This is a genomic window from Cedecea sp. (assembly GCF_036500665.1).
In the GTDB taxonomy this organism is placed as follows: Bacteria; Pseudomonadota; Gammaproteobacteria; order Enterobacterales; family Enterobacteriaceae; genus Cedecea.
In genome coordinates, this window is the sequence record NZ_DASYBS010000151.1 from 1 (window position 1) to 24,032 (window position 24,032).

Here is a 24,032-nt window from a genome sequence, read left to right on the forward strand (position 1 = left end):
GGCCTAAGAGGCCGTCCAGTTGTTGAGGCGATTGTGTGCGAATTACCCATTTGGGCACAGGTTTTCCTGATGCCGGATAGATGTAAGCAACAACCCAAAACCAGAATCAGTGCTTGCAAAACGGAGGTAGTCCATAGATGTTTAAAATATGCTCGAGGCTTTCCGGGTCCTGCGGCCAGCGCTCACGGGGAATACTTGCCCACCACGAGCCGGCAAGCCCCTGACGCATAACGCCGCCCGCGTGGGACCACGACCCTGCGTACTGAGGGCGGCTTGCCAGCCAGAAAAAGCCCTTCGAGCGAATAACGCCTTTTAGCCCGCTGCCGACAACCCTCTGGAAACGTGCCGGATGGAAGGGGCGACGAGCGCGAAAAACAAAATGACGAATACCGTATTCTTCCGTTTCGGGCGTATGCTCCCCGCGCAGCTCTTTAAGCCAGCCCGGCGCCTGCGCGGCGGCGTCAAAGTCGAACAGCCCGGTATTCAAAACCTGGTCAAGGCTTACCTGACCAAACGCTGAGGTAATGATTTTTGCCCGCGGATTAAGAGAGTGTAAAACAGACATCAGCCGGCGTTTCTCGTCATCACTAATCAGGTCCGTTTTATTCAGGATCAGCACATCACAGAATTCAATCTGGTCAATCAGCAGATCGACCACAGTCCGCTCGTCCTCTTCCCCCATCGATTCCCCGCGTGACTGAATGCTCTCGTAGGATTCGTAGTCGCGCAGAAAATTAAAGCCATCCACCACGGTGACCATGGTGTCGAGCAGAGCGATATCAGACAGGCTTTCGCCCTTGTCGTCCACAAAGGTAAACGTCTCCGCGACCGGCAGAGGTTCGGAGATCCCGGTCGATTCAATCACCAGGTTATCAAAACGCCCATCCCGGGCAAGCTGGCTAATTTCCACCAGCAGGTCTTCGCGTAACGTGCAGCAAATACAGCCGTTGCTCATCTCAACCAGTTTCTCATCGGTCCGCGTCAGGCTTGAACCACCCTCACGCACCAACGCCGCATCGATATTCACCTCGGACATATCGTTGACGATCACCGCGACCCTGCGCCCTTCCCGGTTGTTTAAAATATGGTTCAGCAGCGTGGTTTTCCCCGCGCCCAGAAACCCGGACAGCACGGTAACGGGCAGCTTTTTCGCCCCTTTATTGGCCTGTGTTAACGATGACATTGCGACTCCTTAATGATTATTGTTATGTTATAACATAACAATAATAATTTGCATTGTCATGTCGGAAGCAAAAAACCAGACAGTAAATATGAAAAAAGCCAGCAGATGCTGGCTTTAAAAGGGTGTACAAAAATTATTGCAGCCGGAAGACACGCACCAGGTCACGCAGCTGCTTCGCCTGGTCATTGAGCGATGCCGCCGCGGCTACCGACTCTTCCACCAGCGCGGAGTTTTGCTGAGTGGTTGAGTCAATCATGCCGATAGCGCTATTGATCTGCGAAATACCGTCGGTTTGCTCCTGACTCGCCTGCTTGATTTCGCCAAGGATTGTATTCATTTCCTGCACGTTGCCGATCATTCCCGCAATCTGCGTATTTGCTTTCTCAACCAGCCCCATACCTTCCCGGGTCTGGGTGGTCGAATTTTCAATCAGGCTTCTAATCTCACTCGCGGACGAGGCGCTTTTTTGCGCCAGCTGGCGAACTTCACCGGCCACAACCGCAAAACCACGGCCGTGTTCCCCCGCGCGTGCCGCTTCCACCGCCGCGTTCAGCGCCAGAATGTTTGTCTGGAAGGCAATGGAGTCGATAAGATTAATGATGTCCGACATACGGTTAGAGGTGTCGTTAATCACGCGCATTTTGCTGGTGACCTGAGACATCATCTGACCGTTGTTTTTCACCACCGATGCGGCTTCGGACGAGAGTTTGGTTGCCTCATTAGTGTGGTCGAACGTATTTTTCACCGTCGATGTGATCTGCTCCATAGAGGCCGCCGTCTCTTCTACGGAGCTTGCCTGTTCCTCGGTGCGTGCCGCCAGATCCTGGTTACCGGCCACAATTTGCGCGGCGGCGGAGGAAATCGTTTCCGAACCTTGCTGAACCTGATGGACAATCTCTTGCAGCCGAACTTTCATGCTCATCAGCGCCTGCAGCAGTTCGCCTGTTTCATCTTTGTGGGTCACCGTGATGCTGCCCGTAAGGTCACCTTCCGCGATCGCTTCGGCAAACTCAACGGCCTGGAGCAGCGGGCGGGTTATAGAGCGGACGATAAACATGCCAATGACCGTTCCCAGTCCGATGCTAAGCAGCGTTAGCAAAATAGTGACCAGACGGTTGTAGCGATAATCTTTATCCACCTGCAGCCCGGCTGCTGCCATTTTCTGATTCTGGATAACGATAAGCTCCTGAACCTTATCTTTATATTTCTCCTGAATCTGAATGGTTGTTGCCATCATTTCCTGCAGCGCGCCGGCCCGGTTGTTCTGCTGCACCGCCTGTAAAATACGAAACCGCGAGTCCAGATACTCTTTACGGATGCCAGCCAGCTCCTGCAATGTTTTTTGTGAAGCCGCGTCGGTGCTGGATTTGTTCAAATCGGCCAGCAACGCGGTAATGTGCGCGCTAATTTCGGCCAGGTGCTTTTCTGACTTCTGACGAAAGACGCCCGCTTCGTCCAGCAGCATCAGCTGCTGCGTATTCACAAACTCCTGGAAACTATCAATCAGGTCGTTGGCTTTAACGGTCGTCGGGTAATCACTGTTAATAATCGTCTGAATGCCGGTATTTGCCCTGCTGAGGCTGAGTAAAGAAAGCCCCGAACTGAATACCATCAGCACAATAAAAATAGCGATCGTCAGCGTTAATTTGCTGCGAATTTTTACATCATGTAGTGACATTTTTTCTCCCTTGGGAAGCATATTTTTATGAATGCGCAAAAGCCCCTGCGGTCGAAACAGCAGAAGATAAATAGCACAAAGGGATGGAAGCACCTCGTACAGGCTTATCGGATATATTCTGATTAACTTTATGAATTTGATCGTTTTTTTCGTATGGTCAGGCCACATAGATAGCTGAGAGCTATTAATTGAATCGCAATTGATCGATGATTTGCGATAAAGAACATTTTTGTATCATATTTCTGACAAGTAAAATTTTTCCCACACTACTTTTTTAAATACAGCAAGCGCGCGGCAAATATAAATTCACCGCGCGCTGCTTTAATTAATTATTTAATATTTTCTTAACAAACCCAGAAATACCACAAATATGTCAGGGGCATGTCAGATCTGATAATCAATGGCGGGTTCTTCTGGTTCCAGGGCCAGGCGTTTAATCTCCTCAACCGACAGCTCCGGATTACACAATTCAATAAAACGCCAGACGTAATTACGCTGTAACTGCCCGCGTCGGATGCCCAGCCACACGGTGTTGGCATCAAACAAATGGCGGGTATCCAGGCGCACCAGGCTCCCTTCTTCACCGCTCGCCTGGTCAGCAACCAGCCCGATGCCTAATCCAAGTTCAACGTAAGTTTTCACCACGTCGGAATCCTGAGCACTCAGCACCACGTCAGCCGTCAGGCCTCTGCGGGCAAACGCCTCATCAATACGTGAACGCCCCGTTATACCCTGACGATAGGTGATAAGCGGCCAGCGGCTGATGTCATCGAGCGTCAGCGGGCTGGTATGAATGAGCGGATGTCCCTGCGGGACCAGAAGGCTGTGGTACCAGCGGAACCAGGGGTAAGCAACCACCAGCGGGTCAGTACTCAGGCGTTCACTGGCGATGCCAATATCCGCCGCGCCGCTGTGCAGCAACGATTCAATTTCCTGCGGCGTCCCCTGAATAAGCTCAAGGCGAACTTCGGGGAATAAAGCGCGGAAGGCCTTAATCACCACCGGCAGGCTGTAGCGAGCCTGAGTGTGGGTCGTCGCTATCGTCAAGACGCCGCTGGTGTCATTGGTAAAGAGATCGGCCAGACGACGAACGTTGCTGGCCTCGTTCAGGATACGTTCGGCAATCACCAACAGGGCTTTACCCGGTTCGGTCATACCTAATAACCGTTTGCCACGGCGAATGAAAATTTCAATCCCCAGCTCTTCTTCCAGCTCACGAATATGGCGGCTGACGCCGGACTGAGAGGTGAAAAGCATGTTGGCGACTTCGGTGAGATTGTAATCCCGTCGCGCCGCCTCGCGGATTATTTTAAGTTGCTGGAAGTTCACATCGCCCCCGGGATCGTGACTGTTCTTTACACCATTGTTAAAGTCACAGCCCCGGCGGGACAAATAATAAAAACCAGCAACCTATTCCATTTAGTAATAAGCGAACTTAGCCTACCAGCATCAGTTCACGATTTTCCAGCGCCGGGCGGGTCACCAGAGACATAAGAATTTCTTTTACCGCCTGAGCCTGCGGCGAAAGCGGTAAGCGTGCAGAAAGGTTCAGCGACAGCGGTAAATTAAGCGATGGGCTGGTTATTCTGGCCATCCAACCGCCTGCCGAGTCAGCAAGCGAACGGGCCGCAGATTCCGGCAGCACGGTTACGCCCATGCCGCTGGCAATGGCCGCGGTCAAGGTGGAAATAGACTCAATTTCACCGATAATTTTTGCCGTCAGGCGGCGCAGGGAGAAAGCCTCATCCACGCGCTTACGCACCGCGCTGTAATCGCGTGGCAGGAAGAGATTCATAGCGGCAACGTCAGACAAATCTACCGTCGTGCCCGGGCAGTCACGGGTACCTACCAGGAACAAATCTTCTTTCAGCAGCGGCTGACTGGTTAACCCGGCCGTTGGCGTGCGGTCATACAGGACGGCCATATCAAGCTGCCCGCTGAGCAGTTTATCATTAAGCTGTGAACCACTATTTTCGTGCAGGTAAACCTGGACCTCCGGCAGCTCCGCGCGTACGGCCTGCAGCATCGGCATAGTAATAGATGACGCAGCCATACCCGGCGCGAGGCCAATAGATACCAGACCATTAATAGTCTGGCCAACGTTGTTTACCGCCAGCTGTGCCTGCTCACACTGACGCAGGATGGTCCGCGCATGAGCATAGAGAATTTTTCCCGCTTCAGTAGGCGTCACGCCGCGTTTCGTACGGATCAACAATTGCTGATCCAGCTCCCCTTCCAGGGTGGCAACCTGCTGGCTGAGCGCCGGCTGTGCGATATGCAGTACTTCTGCCGCCTGGGTCAGGCTGCCAATATCAACGATTTTTACGAAGTACTTCAGTCGTCTTAAATTCATTTTGCCCCCTATTACGGAATGCCAGCGCCAGTCATGGCAGTGATGTCATAAAAGGTTTTGCAATATGCTTGCCACATTTCTTGTTTGCGGCGCAAACGCGATAACAGGCTGGAGAATAAGAGAAACTAATAAAGCCCCGGCTGATGATTAATGAAACTGGGGTTTTGCTTATGCCCCATAAGAGGTATTAATGCACCATTAAGGTGCATTAACAGGCTAAAAACAGCGTGCCGGTAATAAACCGACACGGTTCCTCACACTCCGGCCCACCAGAGCCTCACCTTCATTCCCCAGTAGCTTGTCCAGCCGCTGGTCGTGGAGACCACCTTTCCTTTATCCACAACAACAAGCGTTGGCGTCACGCCAATCTGCCAGCTGCTGGAGATTGCGCCGTTTGCGTCGTTGATCACCGGGAAACTCACGCCTTTACGCGCCAGCCAGCGGGAAACTTCGCTTTCATTGCCGGAGCGGAGCGCAATGGTTATCACGTTCTGCCCTTCGGCCTGCAGTTTCGCCACGTCCGGCGTGGTAAAACGACACACCACGCACCAGCTGGCCCAAAAGTAAACCAGCAGCGGTCGATCCGCACTCAGCGCACCTAGCGTGACGTTTTGTCCGTCAAGCGTGTATAGCGGGGTACTGTCAAACGAAGGAGGTGACTGAGGCGCTCGCCACCAGTCCATCACCAGCATCACGCCCGCCAGCAGCACCAGCAGAATCAATCCTTCCCGCAGCCAGCGCCGCAGCTTACTTACCACGGGCGGCCGCCAGTTTTTCTTTTACGACGTCTTCCAGCGTTTCCCAGGGTACCGCGCCGGGGATCATTTCATCGCCAATAATGGTAGCTGGCGTTCCCTGCACGCCTACAATGCGCGCTAGTTGAAGGTTGGTGCTTAAGGTTTCCATACTTTTTTCATCCGGCGTCACCGCCGTTGCGCCGCTCTTCTCAACGGCCGCGGCAATACTTGCGGCATCGTGATAGCCCTTCTTCTGCATCAGCTTTTCATGCAGCGACAGGAACTGTTCCGGATGCTGGCGCCAGGTTGTCAGTACGGTACGCGCCGACAGCACCGAGCTTTCTCCTTTAAACGGCAGCGGCTTCACAATCACCGCCACATCGGGGTACTTCTGCACAATCTTCTCCAGCATCGGGTCGAGCTGCTTGCAGTACGGGCAGTTGTAGTCGGTGAAGTTCACCAGGGTTAATAGCGTTTTTTTTGCGCCGAAACGCGGGCTGGCCGGGTCATTAAACAGCGCCTGCTCAATCAGCACTTCCAGCTGTTTTTGTTGCTCCGCCGAAAACGGAGCGGGCTCTTCTTTTGCCGCCAGCGCCAGCCCTGTGAACAGAGAGAGGATCAGAATAAATAAGTATTTCATTGTGTTGTTCCTTTGGCTTCATCCAGGGTCGTCAGGACCGAATCACGCGACAGCAACGTGGGCAGCACTTTGCCTTCCGGCAGGCCTGGGCCATAAATTTGGTTGAACGGCACGGCGACCTGGCCGCGGCTTCTTAAAAAGTCGGTGATTTGCTGGGACGGCAGCGTCCAGTCACCGCGCAGGGCAACCACGTCCGGAGCCTGTAGCACGGCCTGAACGTCCTCTTTATTGAGCACGTTGTATTTGTTGGCTTTGCAGGTGATACACCAGTCGGCGGTGACGTCGATAAACACACGCTTATGCTGCGCCAGCGCGTCCTGAATCGCCTGTTCGCTGAGCGGCTGCCAGGCAATATTTTCCTGCGCGGGCTTGCCGCCAGAAACCCCGAAATGCACCAGCAGCAGGCTTGCCAGCCAGATAGCCGACCCGAGCATCAGCAGGCCAAGCACGCGGCGCAGCCAGTTCATCCATTTCCCCGGACGCGGTAAGCGCATGGCAAGGCCGGGACGAAGCGCAATCAGCAGCCACGGCAGGCTCATGCCCAGCCCCAATGCCAGGAACAGCCCCCACAGAACCGGGTAGGAAGCGGTCAGCGCAACGGCTACCGCCGTGCCGAGGAAAGGCGCGCTGCACGGCGTTGCCAGCAGCGTGGCAAAAGCACCCTGCCAGAAATGCCCGGCCATGCCGTTGCCGCCCTGGGTAGCCAGGCGAGTGTTCATATTGGAGGAAAGTCGGAACTCGAACAGGCCAAACAGATTGGCGCTGAACACCAGCATTACCACTGCCATAAAGCCGATAAACCACGGGTTCTGGAACTGGATGCCCCAGCCCAGCGCCTGGTTGGTCAATCGCAGAACGGTCATCAATAACGCCAGCACCATAAAGGAAGCGATAATTCCCACGACCGAGGCTAAAAACTGACGGCGAACCAGGCCACGGTCTTTTTGCTGAACCAGCAGAATTGAACCCAGTTTCATCCCCAGTACCGGCAGAACGCACGGCATCAGGTTGAGGATAAGCCCCCCCACCAGCGCCATCAGCACAACCTGCCAGAGCGGGAAGGCATCATTTCCGCCCGCTGCAGCGGGTGCCGAACCAATAGCGAGCGTGTTTTGCTGAGCAATGCCGTTGTCGGCCAGCACCAGGGTGACCGATTTACCGCGTAGATCTGGCGCACCTTCGCCCCAGCTGTCGCTCACCGGCACCGTGGCCTGCAGCGTGTCGCCGTCAATGCGGAAGGTCGGCTTGCCCAGGTCGGCATCTTCCGGCGGGTCAAGATAAAGCCCCGGATTCGTCCAGCCTCCGGCACGCACTGCGTCGATAACCAGGCTTCCCTGGCGGTAGCCCGCCTTAAGCGAATCCGTCAGACCGCTATCAACCGGTACCTGCCCCATCGCCTGGGCAAAATCATGGGCAAACTGTGTATCCGCAGACGTTGCCGTTACGGTAAACGAATAATCGGTCAGCAGACAGACGTTGCTGCAGGTGGACAGCGTCAGCACGCCGCGGATGGCTTCCGGTGCGCTGCCGTGGATCACCATTGGTATCGTGACCCGATCGTGGTAGCCCTGGGTGGTTATCCCGGCGACGTCAAAACGTGCAGGCGTTGGCCAGAACCACTCTACCTTGGGCATATCCCCCTGCCAGGCAATGGCCGGCGCGACGCCGCCTTCTCCCGGCGAGCGCCAATAGGTTTTCCAGCCTTTCTCAAGTTTTACCTCCAGTAAAAGACGGGTTTTATTATTTTCCGTGGTGTCTGCGCGCAGCCTGACGCTGGCGTGATTGTTGTCCGGCGATTGCAGCCAGCCGGCCTCCGCCGCCCAGGATACGGGCAGCCATAGCATAAGCAGGCATAGCAGCGCCTGCCTGAAGCGATTAAACATGTTTTTTCTCCGTAAATGATTAACTAACTGTGGGTAACAGCCGGTCTGTCATTCACGGAATACGCAGAAGCGTAGATGCACCCTAAGGGTGGGAGGTGAAGTCGCTCTTGGGGGGGGAAACGGCATTCGCGTGGAACGCACGGGAGCCAACAGCGAAAGCAGCAGGCTAAGGGCGAATAGCGCCCCATCAAACAATACCGGCGGCACGCTTAGCAGCGACTTGGCGCTGAGTTCACAGGGCGTAACCGGGGAGTCGCCATCCGCTTGCGGGCTATCAGTCTGAACGGCAACAACGCTTGCGGCGGTTTCCATCTGCAACGCATGCAGGCCCGCCATGCGCTGCGCGGTACAAACCAGTACCACCACACATGCTAGGCAAAGAAACCAAATCCCTAAACGCTGCCGTTTAACCATTACACCCTCACTGTTTAATCCGGCTTATCTTAGCGGCTGACGAAAGTTTGGCAATCTTTGCGCTGTAAAGTTATGTCTGACTCCCCATCACGGCGGGGGTTGTTTGTTTTATCGGCAAACGAACAAAAAGGTGTATTGCAGGCTTTGACAAGCCAGACCGGCCTCGCTAATATTCGCCCCGTTCACACGATTCCTCTGTAGTTCAGTCGGTAGAACGGCGGACTGTTAATCCGTATGTCGCTGGTTCGAGTCCAGTCAGAGGAGCCATATTTAGAAAAGCCCGCTTAAGGAAACTTAAGCGGGCTTTTTGCATCTAATTTTTCGTCCAGCGTAATGCCCTCACAAAATTCATTTTCTGCACGTCAAAGCCGTTCACTTTTTTAATTAGTAGGCTACTATTCAATTGTACGGTACGCTTTTCGCGCAATCGGACTCTCCTGTTTTATAAAATAATTCCCCGCCAACTCGTCGTTATGTTAGTAAATTTTCATGGAGAACTGCATGATATTGCAGGGAACATCGGCGAACGCGCGACGATCTTGACAGATATAAAAGAAAAGCCCCCGCAAGTGCGAGGGCTTAAGTTTCTTTATTTTTATTTTTGGTAATGTAAAATTACAAGTGCTTACAATCTTGTGCATCGGGAAATCGGTGTACTAGATAATAATCTGTGAACATTTCCCTTGGTGTTGCTCAGGTCTTTGACCACCTGACCTGCTTGCGTGTTGGCGCGGTCGGTCAGGATTTTTTTAAGTTTAGAGAAGGCCTTAGGCAAAAAAAAGCTGTCTTTAAGTACAGGGGGGTCTTCTACATACAGGGATACGCTATGTGTTCTGCAATTGAATTTTTTATAAGTAATCATAATGATTTACACCCAGGCCTTGCCAGGGAGCTGTATGCATTACGCAAAAAAACATTTCACGAACGGCTGGAATGGAAAGTGGAATGTGGAATGTGAAGATAACCAGGAAAGAGATCAATTCGATAACGAGAATACCGCTTATTTACTAGGCATGTCGGAAGGTCAATTATTTTGTGGTGCACGCTTTATTGACGCCCGCTACCCGACAATGACTGATGAAATCTTTTATCAGTATTTTAATAACATTAGTTTACCAAAAGATATTCCATGCTGCGAAATCACTCGACTGTTTCTGGATAAGGAACGCCGTGATGAAGGTAATTTACGCAGCCTTCCTGCCAGCAAAGCATTATTTCTGGCCATGATTATGTATTGTATTAAAAACGGTTATCCGGGCATGCATGCAGTCACCAGCCGGGGTATGTACGCGATTTTCCGTCAGGCAAACTGGAAAGTTGACATGCTTCAGAGAGGGCTTTCAGAAAAGGGTGAGGCTGTTTATTATATTTTTATGCCGGCCAATCAACAGGTTATCGAAGACATTATTAACAAAGATAAAAATAGTGCATGGCTGCGTGACACGCTCAGCCGGCTCAACAACCTGTAGCCGCAGCGGCTCAGACATCCAGCAGTCTGAGCTCGATACTTAATTTAACCGCGTGACGGGCATTGTTAACGCCCAGTTTTTTCATGGCATTGCCCATGTGGAATTTTACCGTACGCTCGGTGATTGAGAGAATCACGGCGATTTCCGCATACGTTTTACCGGCATAAACCCATTGCAGAATTTGCTGCTCACGCGGTGACAGGAAGACGTTTTTCTTCTGTCGGATATCGCTGTACAAATTCAGCATTTTTTGGTGTAGGCGGATAAAAAAAGCAATCACCGCCTCACGGTTTTCGGTGAGGTTTGCTTCCGAAGGCTGATGGCTAATCAGCGAAAGCACCGCGAGATTGTTAACATAGTCATGGAGCGGGTAAGTATGCCCCTGGACGATGTTATGCTGCGAACCTTCGTCAAAAATACGTTTGAGCGTATACCCCGAAGAGACCATCATGCCGCTGTCCCAGGAGAAATCCTCGAGACTGCTGAGTGACCGCACGATCACCGGGTCAATAAATTGATATTTATTCTCGAGATAGATGTTAAACCATTGCGAATTGTTATTAATAATTCGCATCTGGGAAGGGTCTTTCTTATTCATTACAGCATACGCATAGGTGGTATGTTTGTAATTCAGAATAAATTCATCAAGTTCGTGCTGAATTAATGAATTTACTTTGCTGTCATTATAATACGTGTCCTTCACAACTATGGCCATCCGTAGAATCAAGAGAGCAAAGTATAGATCATTTCCCTTCGCTTTCCACACTTCAATGCCACTAATCTGCTGAATAAGAGCAGGAATGGCATAATATCCATTCCCGCTGGCGATAAAGATAGAAAGTTAAATCACGTTATAATCACGCGCTTAGATCTCTGTCAGAATCTGGCTAAAATCGAGACGCGACTTTGGCAACCCGGCGTTAAAGTCTTCCACGCTGCGGTAGCCCAGCGCCACCATCACCACGCTGGTCAGCCCTTTATCACGCAGCCCAAATACCTCGTCGAGTGCGGCCGCATCAAAGCCTTCAATTGGTACGGCATCAATGTTAAGCGTCGACACGCCCAGCAGCAGAGTCCCGAGATTGAGGTAGACCTGCTTCTCCATCCAGTGCTGCGCATCTTTCAGGTCAAAGCGATGTTTATTGGCATAGAAAGAGCGCCCTTTATGCTGCCCTTCTTTCGCCTGCTCGCTGGCAAAGCGACCATCTTCCTGCTCTTTTTGCAGCAGGGCTTGCAGGTGCGCATCGTCGTAGGTGGTTTTCGCGCAGAAGACCACAACATGTGAAGCATCAAGCACTTTGGGCTGGTTTGCAGCGTAAGGCCCGGTGGTCGCTTTGGCGATCCGCGCTTTGCCTTCATCAGTGCTCGCCAGAATAAAATGCCACGGCTGCGAGTTGGTGCTCGACGGGCTCAGGCGCAGCAGGTTTTTAATTTTATCAACGTCTTCAGCGGCAATCTTTTTTGAGGCATCGAACGCTTTGGTTGCATAACGCTTAGAGGCAGCATCAATAATATTCATCGTCTTTCCCAAATGAGTTTCTATTTTCAGCAACGGCCGCACGGGCGGCCGCCTGCGGGTTAAAGGGCAACTTCGTCCAGCGGCACCAGTTTCAGCGGCTCCGCCAGCAGGGCGTCCATCTGTTTCACGAACGCCTGGAAGTGCGGCAGCGAATTGTGCAGATCAAGCGCCTGCTGGCCGCGCCACGATTCGCGGACATAAAACGTATCCGGATCTTCTTTGAGCTGGAACAGCGTGTAGTCAAGGCAACCCGGCTCAAGGCGGCTCGGCGCAACCAGCGCTTTTAGCGCAGCTTTGAGCTTCTCCTGCTGGCCAGCTTTTGCCTTCAGCATCGCGATAATGGTCAGCGTTTCCGTCGTCGCCATATCAGAAGCCCTCAAGCACAATTTTGCCCACCGAACGCCCGGTTTCCAACAGCGCATGGGCACGACGCAGGTTGTCCGCGTTAATCGTGCCATAGTGTTCACCGAGCGTGGTTCTCAACACCCCCCGATCAATCAACGTGGCGACACGGGTCAGCAAGTTATGTTGCTCAATGATATCGCTGGTGACAAACATTGAGCGGGTAAACATAAACTCCCAGTGCAGCGAAATGCTTTTGGCCTTCAGCGCGCGAACGTCCAGCGCCGTCGGGTCATCAATCAGCGCAAATTTCCCCTGCGGAATGAGTGCCTCAATCAGTTGAGCATAATGTTGCTCGGTATTGTTCAGACTGGCAACATGCGTAACATGCTTAATGCCAATGCGCTGCAGCTCTTCCGTCAGCGGCTGGCTGTGATCGATAACATGATGAGCGCCGAGTTCGGCCACCCACTTCTGGCTTTCCGGGCGAGAAGCCGTGCCGATTACGGTCGCTTTTGTCAGCCGGCGGGCAAACTGAGTCAGGATAGAACCCACGCCACCGGCCGCGCCCACAATCAGCAGCACATCGCCTTCACCGCCGTTTTCCTGGATCCCCAGGCGGTCAAAGAGCAGCTCCCAGGCAGTAATGGCAGTCAGCGGCAGCGCTGCCGCCGCGGCATTCTCTATGGAGTGAGGCTTGAGGGCGGCAATACGTTCATCTACCAGCTGGTATTCGCTGTTGCTGCCGGGACGGGTCAGCGAACCGGCGTACCATACCGCATCGCCTGCCTTGAACAGCGTAACGGCCTCGCCGACTTCCACAACCGTGCCAACGGCATCCCAGCCCAGTACGCGAGGCGCGTCGCCGCTAAAGCCGCCGCGCACTTTGGTATCAACCGGGTTGACGGAAATGGCGTTCACCGCCACCAGGATGTCGTGGCCCTGAGCAACGGGTTTCGGCAGCGTAATCTCCTGCAGTGCATCAATATTACTGCCGTCTTTCGCGGCGCGGGTAATAGCAATAGCTTTCATAGCAGCTCCAATAAGGTAATGGGTTCATCAATCTAGTAAAATCATGGTACAAGGCGCGCGGAAGGTGAAAAATAGGCGCCATGAAACAACACTTATACTCGGAGAGTGAAAATGCTCAGGCTGGAAGACCTTACCTTGTTTGTCAGGGCCGCGGTGTTAAACAGTTTTAGCGATACCGCCAGAGAGGCCGGGCTGCAGCCAGCCCAGGTCAGCGCGGCCATTAAACGCCTGGAGCAAAACCTCAATATTCGCCTGTTTGCCCGCTCAACGCGCAGCCTGAGGCTAACGCCCGAGGGCGAAGCGTGGCTGCCCTACGCCATGCAGGTGCTGCAAACCCTTGATGCCGGTTTCGAGCAGATCCAGCCCCCGAGCGATGCGGTGCGCGGCACGCTGCAAATCGCCGTCCCTTCGGATCTTGGCCGCAATTTGCTGCTGGACGTTTTTCAGCAATTTCGCCGAACCCACCCCGCACTCAGCCTTAAAATTCTGTTCTCCGATCGGATAACGGACGTGTTTAAAGACCCGGTCGATGTGGCCTTTCGCTATGGCAATAACGATGATGCCTCGTATATCGCCCTGCCAATAGCGCCCGAAAACCGCCGCGTGGTTGTTGCTGCTCCGGGCTACCTCGAACGTTATGGTGAACCCCAAACCGTTGCCGATCTGGCTCACCACAATGCGCTGACCTTTGTCATTCGCGGACGGGTACACAATACGTGGACGCTCAGCCTGAACGGCAAGAAACAGCAGGTGGCGGTCAAAGGTTCGATGATGAGTGACGATGCGGAAGTGATCCATCGCCTGGCAGTAAAAGGCGAAGGCATTACCTACAAATCCTGGCTGGATGTCAGCGAGGACGTGCAGGAGGGTCGCTTAACGCTGCTGCTGCCTCAGTACGAAGGGGACAGTATTCCGCTGAACTTGATTTGCCCGCACCGCAAACAGTTGTCAGCCACGGTGCGATTACTGCACGAAGCGGTCAAGGCACGCTGCGAAAGCGCGATGCGTACCCTGCCCGTAGTAGAAGCTTAAAACGTTACCCAATTATCCCCTGCCGCTCCGGTAGCAGCGGCTTTTAGCGGGAGTTTTGTCTTCGTTTGCAACACGGCCTGCTCTTCTCGCCCGGACAGGCGGAAGCGCGCCACCGCTTTTTGCAACATTTCCGTCTGGCCTTCCAGCGCCGCGGCCGCAGCCGAAATCTGCTCGACCAGCGCGGCGTTTTGCTGGGTCACGCTGTCCATTTCGCTGACGGCTACGCTCACCTGCGAAATCCCCTTACTCTGCTCGTCGGTCGCCGAGGCAATTTGCTTCATGATTTGCGTGGTGTCGGAGACGGCCTTCAGCACCTCTTTCATGGTGTTGCCCGCCTCGTTAACCAACGCCGCGCCGCTGTTTACCCGATTAACCGAGTCGGCAATCAGCGTTTCTATCTCTTTGGCAGCACCTGCGCTGCGGCTGGCCAGGTTACGCACCTCGCCTGCGACCACCGCAAAACCTCTGCCCTGCTCGCCCGCACGTGCGGCCTCAACGGCGGCGTTGAGCGCCAGGATATTGGTCTGGAAGGCAATGCTGTTGATGACGCTGGTGATTTCACTGATTTTACGGGAGCTGTCGGAAATCCCTTCCATTGTGATCACCACGTCCCCCACCAGCTTGCCGCTGCGGCTGGCGGTTTGTGACGCTTTTTCCGCAATGCTGCTGGCCTGACGGGCGTTCTCGGCGTTGAATTTTACCGTGGCGGTAAGCTGTTCCATGCTAGCGGCGGTTTCTTCCAGCGCGGCCGCCTGCTCTTCCGTTCGCGAAGACAGGTCATTGTTGCCGGAGGAGATTTCCGCCGACCCGCGATAGATATTCTCCGTACCGATACGAATCGCGCTAACTGCATCGCGCAGGCTGCCCTGCATCTCGGCAAGCAGCGGGAATAGCTTGCCTACGCAGTTACGGCCAAAGTCCTCCACGGGATGACTGAGATCGCCTTTGGCAATGACCGAGAAATGTTCACGAATGCGATCCAGCGGCTTCACCAGCAGGTTCACGAGATAGCGGTCGGTAAACAGCAGGATCAACAGCCCAATCACAATCGCCACGACGACGGTGATTTTCATTAGCCGGGTCAGCGAGTCCACGGCTACGCGGGTACGATCCAGACGCGCTTCGGCCACGGCGGTAAATTTGCTGCTGCTGGCACCAAAAGCACGACTCAGGGGCGGCGTCACCTGGGTGGCCTGCTGACGATAATCCACCGCGCTCCCCTGCTGAGCAAGCTGCATCTGCGCCGCCACGCCGTTATCTAAAAGCTGCTGCCATTTTTCAATCACGTCTGCGGAAACCGCCGGGTCCATCGGCCCCGGCGAGACGCTTTTCAGGTGCTCCAGTTCCTTTTTCATGTTAGCCAGGGCTTCCTGCACCGGCTTAAAGTCGATGGCTTCGCCTGCGGCCTTCGCTTCCATCACCCGCGACAGGCGAGTAATAAAGCGAAAATACTGGTCGTTCCCTTTGCTGAGTATCGTCATCTGCGACACCAGCTGATGGTCAACGGCGTTGCCGTCGCCAAGCTTTGCCAGCGAATAGACGGTAAACGCGCCAACGGCCGACCACAGCAGGCAGAACAGCCCCAGCACGGTGAGCATCACGCGGCGTATGGTAAAATTCTTTAACATCCCCATGTTTTTCCCCAAATAATTATTGTCGTTATCCCATTAATCCCGGGTATCTCTTTGGTTATCGGCAATCTTTAAGCGGGTATTCATTTATTTGTGAGGAATTTTTTATAAGGCACGCAACTCCGGCTGTCTTTCCCTTCCGTTCTTCTCACGGCATGACATACTGAGGTTCTAATCCGGCCTGAACCGGTAAAGGAGAATCAATGAATAATGACGCTGTATGCCAGGGCCTCACACCTGCTCAGGCTCTGGACAAGCTGGAAGAACTGTATGAAAACTCGGTAACCGCCCTTCGCGACGCGATTGCCCTTTACACTCAACAAGGCACGCTGCCGGATGTTGACGCCCGCTCCGATGGACTATTTGTCTACCCGGAACTGCGCGTGAGCTGGGACGGCGTACCTCGTGGCCCCAAAAATACCCGCTCTTACGCCCGCTTTACCCACTCCGGCAGCTACACCACCACGGTAACTCGCCCCGCGTTATTTCGTGGCTATTTAGACGAGCAGCTGAGCCTGCTGTGTGAGGACTACGGTGTTCACATCGAGGTCGGTCCCTCACAGCATGAGATCCCTTACCCTTATGTGATTGACGGCCTGAACCTGGACCGCACCATGAGCGCCGGGCTGACGCGCCATTTCCCGACCACCGAGCTGGCGCAAATTGGCGATGAAACCGCGGACGGCCTGTTCCACCCGACGGAAGCCTGGCCGCTGTCGCACTTTGACGCCCGCCGCGTGGATTTCTCGCTGGCTCGCCTGCGCCACTACACCGGCACACCGGTTGAGCACTTCCAGCCTTTCGTGCTGTTCACCAACTACACCCGCTATGTGGACGAGTTTGTCCGCTGGGGCTGCCAGCAAATTCTTGATCCGGACAGCCCGTATATCGCCCTGTCCTGCGCCGGGGGCACCTGGCTTACCGCCGAAACGGAGGCCCCGGAAGAGGCGATTTCCGACCTGGCGTGGAAAAAGCATCAGATGCCGGCCTGGCACCTGATCGACAAAAACGGCAGCGGCATTACGCTGATTAACATTGGCGTGGGCCCGTCGAACGCCAAAACCATCTGCGACCACCTTGCGGTGCTGCGCCCGGACGCCTGGCTGATGATTGGCCACTGCGGCGGCCTGCGCGAAAGCCAACAGATTGGTGACTACGTGCTGGCGCACGCCTATCTGCGCGATGACCACGTGCTCGACGCGGTGCTGCCGCCGGACATTCCTATCCCAAGCATCGCCGAAGTGCAGCGTGCGCTTTACGACGCCACCAAACAGGTCAGCGGCATGCCGGGGGAAGAAGTTAAGCAGCGCCTGCGCACCGGCACGGTGGTCACCACCGACGACCGTAACTGGGAGCTGCGTTATTCGGCCTCTGCGCTGCGCTTTAACCTCAGCCGCGCGGTGGCTATCGACATGGAAAGCGCCACTATTGCCGCGCAGGGCTATCGCTTCCGTGTGCCGTACGGCACGCTACTGTGCGTGTCCGACAAACCTCTGCACGGTGAAATCAAGCTGCCGGGCCAGGCCAACCGCTTCTATGAAGGGGCGATTTCCGAGCACCTGCAGATTGGCATTCGCGCCATTGATTTGCTGCGCGCAGAAGGCGAAAAGCTGCACTCGCGCAAGCTGCGTACCTTCAACGAGCCGCCGTTCCGTTAACAAAAAGAATAAGGAAGCTGGATGCAACACACATCATCACTCGGCGTACTGCGTGCGCTGCTCAAGGAGCGCGAGCTGGATGGGGTTATCGTGCCGCGTGCCGACGCCCATCAGAGCGAAGACTGCGCGGCTCATGATAATAAACTGGCGTTTATCAGCGGCTTTACCGGCTCGGCCGGGCTGGCGCTGATCCTCGCCGACCGCGCCCTGCTGTTTGTGGACGGGCGCTACCAGGTTCAGGCTCGCCATCAGGTAAATTTGCAGGAGTTTGAGATTCATCACCTGCACGAAGAGCCGCTGCACCTGTGGCTGCGGGACAACCTTCCTGCGGGTAAACGCATCGCCTTCGAGCCGCTGCTGATGGTTAACAGCCAGTACGAAAACCTGCGTACCAGCGGCTGCGACCTGGTGGCGGTGGATGACGACCCTCTCGACACGATCTGGTCAGACCGCCCGGCGGCTCCCTGCGGGGAAATCAGCGCCATGCCGGAGGCCATCAGCGGCGAAAGTTCTGCCTCAAAGCGCGAGCGGATCGCCCAGGCATTGAGCAAAGCCGGGGCTGATTATCTGGCGCTGACGCTGCCGGACAATATCGCCTGGCTGCTGAACGTGCGTGGCTCGGATATTCCAATGAACCCGGTGCCCCACTCCTTCGCGCTGGTGAGCGCCGACGGCGGCATTGAGTGGTTTGTTGACGAGGGCAAGCTGCGCGGCCTGGATAAAACTCAGCTGGACGGCATCGCATGCAGCCCGATGGGTGAATTCCTCGCCCGCTGCCAGCAGGCTGCGGCAGATAAACGCATTCTTATTGACGCCGATTACGCGCCGGTCGCGGTGCGTTTTGCCGTTGAGCAAGGCGGCGGCGAGGTGATATGGGCGGCTGACCCGATAACGTTCATCAAGGCCAATAAGAATGAAACCGAGCTGGCGGGCTACCGCGACAGCCACGTCGATGACGGCGTGGCGTGGGTGAATTTCCTTGCCTGGCTGACTAAAGAAGTGCCGCTTCGCGAGGCCGCCGGCAACCCGGTCACCGAGCTGGAAGCCCAGGAAAAACAGCTCAGCTTCCGCCAGCAGTGCGCCACCTTCACCGAGCAGAGCTTTAGCACCATTTCCGCAGCAGGTAGCAACGCCGCAATGTGCCACTACCACTCTTCACCGGAAACGAATTTCGCCCTCACCGGCGAGCAGTTCTACCTGAATGATTCCGGCGGGCAGTATATCAACGGCACGACAGACGCCACACGTACCCTCAGCTTTGGCGCGCTGGACGCGAACCGTCGCCTGCATTACACCGCCGTGCTGAAAGGCTTCCTGGCGCTGATCTCACTGCAGTTCCCGCACGGGACTCAGGGCCACCAGCTGGACGCCTTTGCCCGTCGCCCACTTTGGGAGCTGGGGCTGGATTACGACCACGGCACCGGACACGGCGTCGGCCACCGGCTGATGATCCATGAAAACCCGCACCGTATGGCGAAGAAAGTGAACCCGTGGCCGATGCTGCCGGGCAACATCATCACCATCGAGCCGGGTTATTACCTGGCGGATAGCCACGGGATCCGCATCGAAAACCAGGTCGAGGTGGTTGCCTCCCGGCCGGGCTTCTGCAAGTTCTCGTCGCTGACGCTTATCCCTATTGACCTGGCGGCGGTAGATTTTGATTTGCTGAGTACCCAGGAGATAGCCTGGCTTGACGATTACCACCGCCAGGTGAGGGAAACCCTGCTCCCACGCGTTGACGAAGCAGCCCGTCAGTGGCTTGAGGCCGCTACACAGCCGGTTAACCAGCAGCGTAAACAGTAACTATTTAAGGCCGCTTTTGCGGCCTTTTAACGGTGCTGACAAAGAGGGAAAAAGCGTGGTTTTTCCCTCTTTGGGGTTATCCGCTGAAAATTAATAAATTGATTTTCCTGTTTGTTTAAATGAGCCGTCTGGTATTTCTGCTCTCGTCAGAGCTTTGCCAGCTGTCTGCTAAGGCCGCGCTTATGGCCTTTTGCATTGATTTGCTGGATTAATCGGCAGTTAAACGCATTTCATCAAAACAGCCTTTGACAACCCAGACTCACCCCGTTAGTATTCGCCCCGTTCACACGATTCCTCTGTAGTTCAGTCGGTAGAACGGCGGACTGTTAATCCGTATGTCACTGGTTCGAGTCCAGTCAGAGGAGCCAAATTTAAGAAGCCTGCTTAGGAAACTAAGCGGGCTTTTTGCTTTTCTGCGCGGGCATAAACCTGAACAAAAAAACCCGCTTAACTCTCCATAAGCGGGCTTTTTACTCTCTAACACAACCTGACTTTACTCCCAGGCGCGCTCGGCCTTGCTGGCGTCAAACACCGGCGGTGGCCTGCGGAAGCGGCGGGTCAGGAAGGTCAGGTACAGGACGCCGACCGCGGCCCACACCAGCCCCAGCGTCAGGGACGTCACCTCCAGGTTCACCCACAGCACCGCCACCGTTGTCGCGCCGATCAGCGGCAGAATGAGGTAGTGCAGCTTCTCGCGCCAGGTTTTGTTGCGGCCTTCGCGACGCCAGAAGTGGTTAAACACCGACAGGTTAACGAAGGTAAAGGCCACCAGCGCGCCGAAATTGATCAGCGCCGTCGCCGTCACCAGGTCGAAGAACAGCGCGGACAGCGCCACGATGCCTACCATGATCACGTTCAGCGCCGGGGTACGCCATTTCGGGTGCACGTAGCCGAAGTATTTTTCCGGGAACACGTTGTCGCGCCCCATCACGTAGAGCAGGCGGGAAACGCTGGCATGAGAGGCAAGGCCCGAAGCCAGGGTATTCACGAAGGTCGTGCAGAGGAAAATCGACTGGAACAGCTTGCCGCCGACGTACAACGCAATCTCCGGCAGCGCCGCGTCCGGGTTTTTGAAGCGGCTGATGTCCGGGAAGAACAGCTGCATAAAGAACGACGCCACGATAAAGATAATGCCGCCGTAGGCTGCGGTCAGAAAAATGGCTTTAGGAATGGTGCGGGCCGCGTCGGGCGTCTCTTCCGACAGCGTGGTGACCGCGTCAAAGCCGAGGAACGAGAAGCAGACTATCGTCGCGCCGGTAATCACCGGGATCAGGTGCGCATTTTCGCTGATAAACGGCTGCAGCGACCACACGGTCCCCACGCCCTCGCCTTTATGCAGCCCCTGCACTACCAGAATGATAAACACCACCATGATGGCAACCTGTACCAGCACAAACAGGGTGTTGAAGTTCGCCACCAGGTTGACGCTCTTCAGGTTGGCCGCCGTCAGGATGCAGACAAACCCTACCACCCAGATCCACGGCGGCACTTCAGGGAACAGCGCCGAAAGGTAGATTTTTGCCAGCAGGACGTTGATCATCGGCAGGAACAGATAGTCCAGCAGCGACGACCAGCCCACCATAAAACCTACGTGCGGGCTAATGGCCTTTTGAGCGTAGGTATAAGCTGAACCGGCCTGCGGGAACTGGCGCACCAGCTTGCCGTAGCTGATAGCGGTAAACAGCACGCCCGCCAGCGCCAGCAGATAGGACGCAGGCACGTGGCCGTCGCTGATGCCGGACACTATGCCAAAGGTATCAAACACCGACATTGGCGTGAGATAGGCCAGACCCATCACCACCACCTGCCAGAGTTTTAGAGATTTGCGCAGCTGCGGCTTACCCGCCTGAGAAGCGTTGTCTACGGAGAAATTAGTCGCCATGACGATGTCCCCCCACGCGGATACAGGTTTGCGAAGCGTTCTTCGTTCGGGCAAACCTGCTTAGCCTGGGGGTTAATCGTAATTGTCGGGGAATTGTTATTGGGTTCACGCATGCCGCTGGCCCGTCGTTATCAATACGGCAGCAGCGTTCGCCCTCGCCGTGCGGATATTTAAACATTTGCGTCTGCATCATCTCATTTCCTCGTCGTACACATTGTCGTTAACAGAAGACCCGTTGCCGCCTGCGCTCCGTTACGCGACTTCGGGAAATGGCAGGTTGCCCTGCAAAACGTCCGGTCTGGCTCCGCTCAGCCCGTATGATGCTACTTATTTATCAGCTTGCCCGGCCACGCTTGCTCCGCCGGGCAGGAGCCACTATTAGGCGTTTTTCAACATCCACTCAATTTCAGTTTCCGTGATTAAACGCTCAAACTGCACCAGCTCATCGTGCTTACACGCGTGGAAAACGTGGCTGAAACGCTCGCCCAGCAGTTCGCGCAAACTGTCGTTCTGAGTGAACTCCCACAGCGCGTCGCTCTGGCGAATCGGGAACGGCAGCCCTTCCTGCTCCAGCCCGTTGCCCTCAACTTCTTCCTGCAGCGGCAGGTCGGTATCCAGGCCGTGCAAAATCCCGGCGAGGATCGTCGCCATCACCAGATACGGGTTGGCATCCGCCCCCGCCACGCGGTACTCCACGCGGTGGTTGTCCCTGTCGCCGCAGGGAATACGCAGCGCCACGGTACGGTTGTTATGCCCCCACGAAGCCTGAGTCGGGACGTACATCCCCGGCTGGAAACGGCGCCACGAGTTCACGTTCGGCGCCAGCAGCGCCATGGAAGAAGGCATCAGGTGGATCATGCCCGCCAGCGCACGTTTCAGCAGCGCAGAGTCTTCGCCGTCGGCGTCCGCCAGCACGTTTTCGCCTTTGTTATTCAGCACGCTGATGTGGATATGCATCCCGCTGCCCGCATGCTCTTCGTAAGGCTTCGCCATAAAAGTGGCGTGCATCTTATGCTTCTCTGCGACAGTTCGCACCAGGCGTTTTAACGCTAACGCATCATCGCAGGCATCCAGCACGTTATCGGTGTGATGCAGGTTGATTTCGAACTGGCCTGGCGAGGCTTCTGCCACCGCGCCGTCTGCCGGGATCAGCTGCAGGCGAGCCAGATCGTCGATGTCGGTCAGCACATCGGCAAAGTGATTCAGGTTATCGACGGAATAGACCTGGCTTTGGGTATTTCGGTCGTCGGTACCCGGCGCGCAGGGCGGCTGCAGGTAGCCTTCGGCGTCGCGCTGGCGATCGATTAAATAGAACTCCAGCTCTACCGCTACCACGGGGAACAGGCCGCGCTGGCGCAGCTGCTGCCAGAGTCGGTTAAGCACGTTCCGCGGCTCAACGTCAAAGGGAGCGCCATCTTCATCCAGCATGGTCAGCATCATCTGGCCGATAAACTCGGGATCGGCCGCCGACGGCGTCAGCGTTCCCGGCACCGGCACGCAGCGGCGATCCGGCTCGCCCAGTTCCTGCCCAAGCCCGGCCTCTTCTACGACATTGCCGAGGATATCCATGGCAAACACCGACGCCGGGAAATAACAGCCCTTCTCTACCTTACGCAGTCCGGCGACCGGAATACGTTTCCCGCGGAAGCAGCCGTTCAGGTCTGTGAGCAGGACATCGACATATTGGGTATTGGGATAACGTTCAAGAAAGGTATTCACTTCGCGTACAAACGCGCTACTTCGTCTCTCTTCGGAATGCTGAACAAAATTCTCAACTTCTACGATATTGGTTTCCATGATTCACCGCCGTTGCGTTGGATGCCGGTCGCTGATGTCGACCGTTAAATATAATGTCCACTTATCGACAATGGTGTGAAACAAAATGTTTGTCAAATGTTAATTTAAGTTTGCAAGGACGTTACACCGCTGCTAGATTGAAAAAATATTGAACGGATACGGGCAACATGGAATCGTTTGGCAATAATTTAGTCCATAATGTGAGGTTGATCATGGTCGATATATTTGACAAGCCAGTGATTGGTGTCGTGATGTGCAGGAACAGGATTAAGGGTCATCAGACCCAGACGTTGCAAGAAAAATACCTGAATGCCGTGTTGAACGCCGGCGGATTACCGATTGCCCTTCCCCACGCGCTGGCAGAGCCAGAACTGCTGAATGCGCTGCTGCCAAAACTGGACGGGATCTTCCTGCCGGGCAGCCCCAGCAACGTGCAGCCGCACCTCTATGGTGAAAATGGCGATGAGCCTGACGCCGCCCCTGGGCGTGATGAACTGAGCATGGCGCTTATCGCCGCCGGGCTCAAAAGGCGCATTCCCATTTTCGCCATTTGCCGGGGTTTACAGGAACTGGTTGTCGCCACAGGCGGGACTCTGTATCGTCGCCTGTGCGATCAGCCTCAGCTTCTGGAACACCGTGAAGATCCCGAGCTTCCCGTGGAGCAGCAGTACGCACCTTCACATGAAGTTCAGGTACAGGAGGGAGGATTGCTTTCGCATTTAATACCGGGTTGCAACACGTTTTGGGTTAACTCATTACATGGCCAGGGAGCGAAAACGGTGGGCCCGCTGCTGCGCGTAGAGGCAAGGTCGCAGGATGGACTGGTGGAAGCGGCAAGCGTTCACGATCATCCTTTTGCCCTCGGCGTTCAGTGGCACCCAGAATGGAACAGTAGCGAATACGCCCTGTCGCGTTTGTTGCTTGAAGGTTTTATCAACGCCTGTCAGAAGCACCTGTCTGAAAAACAGCGGCTCTGACC

At 55.1% G+C, this 24,032-nt stretch carries 21 protein-coding genes and 2 tRNA genes; 7 read left to right on the plus strand and 16 right to left on the minus strand.

Annotated features, from left to right (window positions below):
* Nucleotides 1-106: 106 nt before the first annotated feature.
* The 8 genes from zigA to VGM55_RS24035 form a co-directional block, all read right to left on the minus strand.
* Nucleotides 107-1,183 carry a zinc metallochaperone GTPase ZigA gene (zigA, locus tag VGM55_RS24000; RefSeq protein WP_331636965.1) on the minus strand — a complete coding sequence of 359 codons (1,077 nt, stop codon included), beginning with the start codon at nt 1,181-1,183 and terminating at the stop codon, nt 107-109.
* Nucleotides 1,184-1,316: 133 nt separating this feature from the next.
* Entirely contained in the window at nt 1,317-2,861 is a 1,545-nt protein-coding gene (locus VGM55_RS24005) for a methyl-accepting chemotaxis protein (RefSeq protein ID WP_331636966.1), read from the minus strand.
* A gap of 384 nt (nt 2,862-3,245) precedes the next feature.
* Nucleotides 3,246-4,190: an HTH-type transcriptional regulator Cbl gene (cbl, locus tag VGM55_RS24010; RefSeq protein WP_008458004.1), complete on the minus strand. Its 945-nt coding sequence runs from the start codon at nt 4,188-4,190 to the stop codon at nt 3,246-3,248.
* Between the two features lie 106 nt (nt 4,191-4,296).
* A complete protein-coding gene (nac, locus tag VGM55_RS24015) occupies nt 4,297-5,214 on the minus strand; it encodes a nitrogen assimilation transcriptional regulator NAC (RefSeq protein WP_331636967.1) in 918 nt (305 codons plus the stop codon).
* A gap of 254 nt (nt 5,215-5,468) precedes the next feature.
* Nucleotides 5,469-5,972, minus strand: coding sequence for a protein disulfide oxidoreductase (locus VGM55_RS24020; RefSeq protein ID WP_331636968.1), 504 nt, complete (start codon nt 5,970-5,972; stop codon nt 5,469-5,471).
* A complete protein-coding gene (locus VGM55_RS24025) occupies nt 5,962-6,591 on the minus strand; it encodes a DsbA family protein (protein ID WP_331636969.1) in 630 nt (209 codons plus the stop codon). Before VGM55_RS24025 ends, VGM55_RS24020 begins: the two co-directional genes overlap by 11 nt.
* Nucleotides 6,588-8,474, minus strand: coding sequence for a protein-disulfide reductase DsbD family protein (locus tag VGM55_RS24030; RefSeq protein WP_331636970.1), 1,887 nt, complete (start codon nt 8,472-8,474; stop codon nt 6,588-6,590). Before VGM55_RS24030 ends, VGM55_RS24025 begins: the two co-directional genes overlap by 4 nt.
* 48 nt (nt 8,475-8,522) lie before the next feature.
* Nucleotides 8,523-8,888, minus strand: coding sequence for a copper resistance protein (locus VGM55_RS24035; protein WP_154189156.1), 366 nt, complete (start codon nt 8,886-8,888; stop codon nt 8,523-8,525).
* A gap of 191 nt (nt 8,889-9,079) precedes the next feature.
* Here VGM55_RS24035 and VGM55_RS24040 point away from each other — a divergent pair.
* A tRNA-Asn gene (locus VGM55_RS24040) sits at nt 9,080-9,155 on the plus strand.
* Nucleotides 9,156-9,784: 629 nt separating this feature from the next.
* Nucleotides 9,785-10,357 carry an acyl-homoserine-lactone synthase gene (locus VGM55_RS24045; protein WP_331636971.1) on the plus strand — a complete coding sequence of 191 codons (573 nt, stop codon included), beginning with the start codon at nt 9,785-9,787 and terminating at the stop codon, nt 10,355-10,357.
* Between the two features lie 10 nt (nt 10,358-10,367).
* Here VGM55_RS24045 and VGM55_RS24050 read toward each other — a convergent pair whose 3' ends face one another.
* The 4 genes from VGM55_RS24050 to VGM55_RS24065 all read right to left on the minus strand — a co-directional run bounded on the left by VGM55_RS24050 (nt 10,368) and on the right by VGM55_RS24065 (nt 13,250).
* Nucleotides 10,368-11,072, minus strand: a complete 705-nt coding sequence (locus VGM55_RS24050) for a LuxR family transcriptional regulator (RefSeq protein WP_331637000.1) — start codon at nt 11,070-11,072, stop codon at nt 10,368-10,370.
* Nucleotides 11,073-11,222: 150 nt separating this feature from the next.
* Nucleotides 11,223-11,876, minus strand: coding sequence for an oxygen-insensitive NAD(P)H nitroreductase (nfsB, locus tag VGM55_RS24055; RefSeq protein ID WP_331636972.1), 654 nt, complete (start codon nt 11,874-11,876; stop codon nt 11,223-11,225).
* Between the two features lie 59 nt (nt 11,877-11,935).
* Nucleotides 11,936-12,241 (minus strand): putative quinol monooxygenase, encoded by a 306-nt coding sequence (locus tag VGM55_RS24060; RefSeq protein WP_154189158.1) that lies wholly within the window; start codon nt 12,239-12,241, stop codon nt 11,936-11,938.
* A 1-nt stretch (nt 12,242) separates the two neighbouring features.
* Complete coding sequence (locus tag VGM55_RS24065; RefSeq protein WP_154189159.1) at nt 12,243-13,250, minus strand: zinc-binding alcohol dehydrogenase family protein; 1,008 nt, start codon at nt 13,248-13,250, stop codon at nt 12,243-12,245.
* 111 nt (nt 13,251-13,361) lie between these two features.
* Here VGM55_RS24065 and VGM55_RS24070 point away from each other — a divergent pair, with 111 nt between their 5' ends.
* The gene (locus tag VGM55_RS24070; RefSeq protein ID WP_331636973.1) at nt 13,362-14,282 is read left to right on the plus strand and encodes a LysR family transcriptional regulator; all 921 of its coding nucleotides are present in this window, start codon (nt 13,362-13,364) and stop codon (nt 14,280-14,282) included.
* On the opposite strand, the gene VGM55_RS24075 is transcribed toward VGM55_RS24070, so the two are convergent.
* Nucleotides 14,279-15,916, minus strand: coding sequence for a methyl-accepting chemotaxis protein (locus VGM55_RS24075; protein WP_331636974.1), 1,638 nt, complete (start codon nt 15,914-15,916; stop codon nt 14,279-14,281). The two genes, VGM55_RS24070 and VGM55_RS24075, sit on opposite strands and share 4 nt — an antisense overlap.
* Before the next feature lie 200 nt (nt 15,917-16,116).
* Between VGM55_RS24075 and VGM55_RS24080 the strand changes: the two genes are divergently transcribed.
* From VGM55_RS24080 to VGM55_RS24090, 3 genes are all read left to right on the plus strand, one after another.
* The gene (locus tag VGM55_RS24080; protein WP_154189162.1) at nt 16,117-17,571 is read left to right on the plus strand and encodes an AMP nucleosidase; all 1,455 of its coding nucleotides are present in this window, start codon (nt 16,117-16,119) and stop codon (nt 17,569-17,571) included.
* A 21-nt stretch (nt 17,572-17,592) separates the two neighbouring features.
* Nucleotides 17,593-19,374, plus strand: coding sequence for an aminopeptidase P family protein (locus tag VGM55_RS24085; RefSeq protein ID WP_331636975.1), 1,782 nt, complete (start codon nt 17,593-17,595; stop codon nt 19,372-19,374).
* Nucleotides 19,375-19,666: 292 nt separating this feature from the next.
* Nucleotides 19,667-19,742, plus strand: a tRNA-Asn gene (locus VGM55_RS24090).
* A gap of 125 nt (nt 19,743-19,867) precedes the next feature.
* On the opposite strand, the gene VGM55_RS24095 is transcribed toward VGM55_RS24090, so the two are convergent.
* The 3 genes from VGM55_RS24095 to VGM55_RS24105 all read right to left on the minus strand — a co-directional run bounded on the left by VGM55_RS24095 (nt 19,868) and on the right by VGM55_RS24105 (nt 23,053).
* A complete protein-coding gene (locus VGM55_RS24095) occupies nt 19,868-21,256 on the minus strand; it encodes an APC family permease (RefSeq protein ID WP_061278441.1) in 1,389 nt (462 codons plus the stop codon).
* Nucleotides 21,246-21,449: a hypothetical protein gene (locus VGM55_RS24100; protein ID WP_331636976.1), complete on the minus strand. Its 204-nt coding sequence runs from the start codon at nt 21,447-21,449 to the stop codon at nt 21,246-21,248. Before VGM55_RS24100 ends, VGM55_RS24095 begins: the two co-directional genes overlap by 11 nt.
* A 185-nt stretch (nt 21,450-21,634) precedes the next feature.
* Entirely contained in the window at nt 21,635-23,053 is a 1,419-nt protein-coding gene (locus VGM55_RS24105) for a glutamine synthetase family protein (RefSeq protein ID WP_331636977.1), read from the minus strand.
* Between the two features lie 212 nt (nt 23,054-23,265).
* On the opposite strand from VGM55_RS24105, the gene puuD reads away from it, so the two are divergent.
* Complete coding sequence (gene puuD, locus VGM55_RS24110) at nt 23,266-24,030, plus strand: gamma-glutamyl-gamma-aminobutyrate hydrolase (RefSeq protein WP_331636978.1); 765 nt, start codon at nt 23,266-23,268, stop codon at nt 24,028-24,030.
* Nucleotides 24,031-24,032 lie beyond the last annotated feature (2 nt).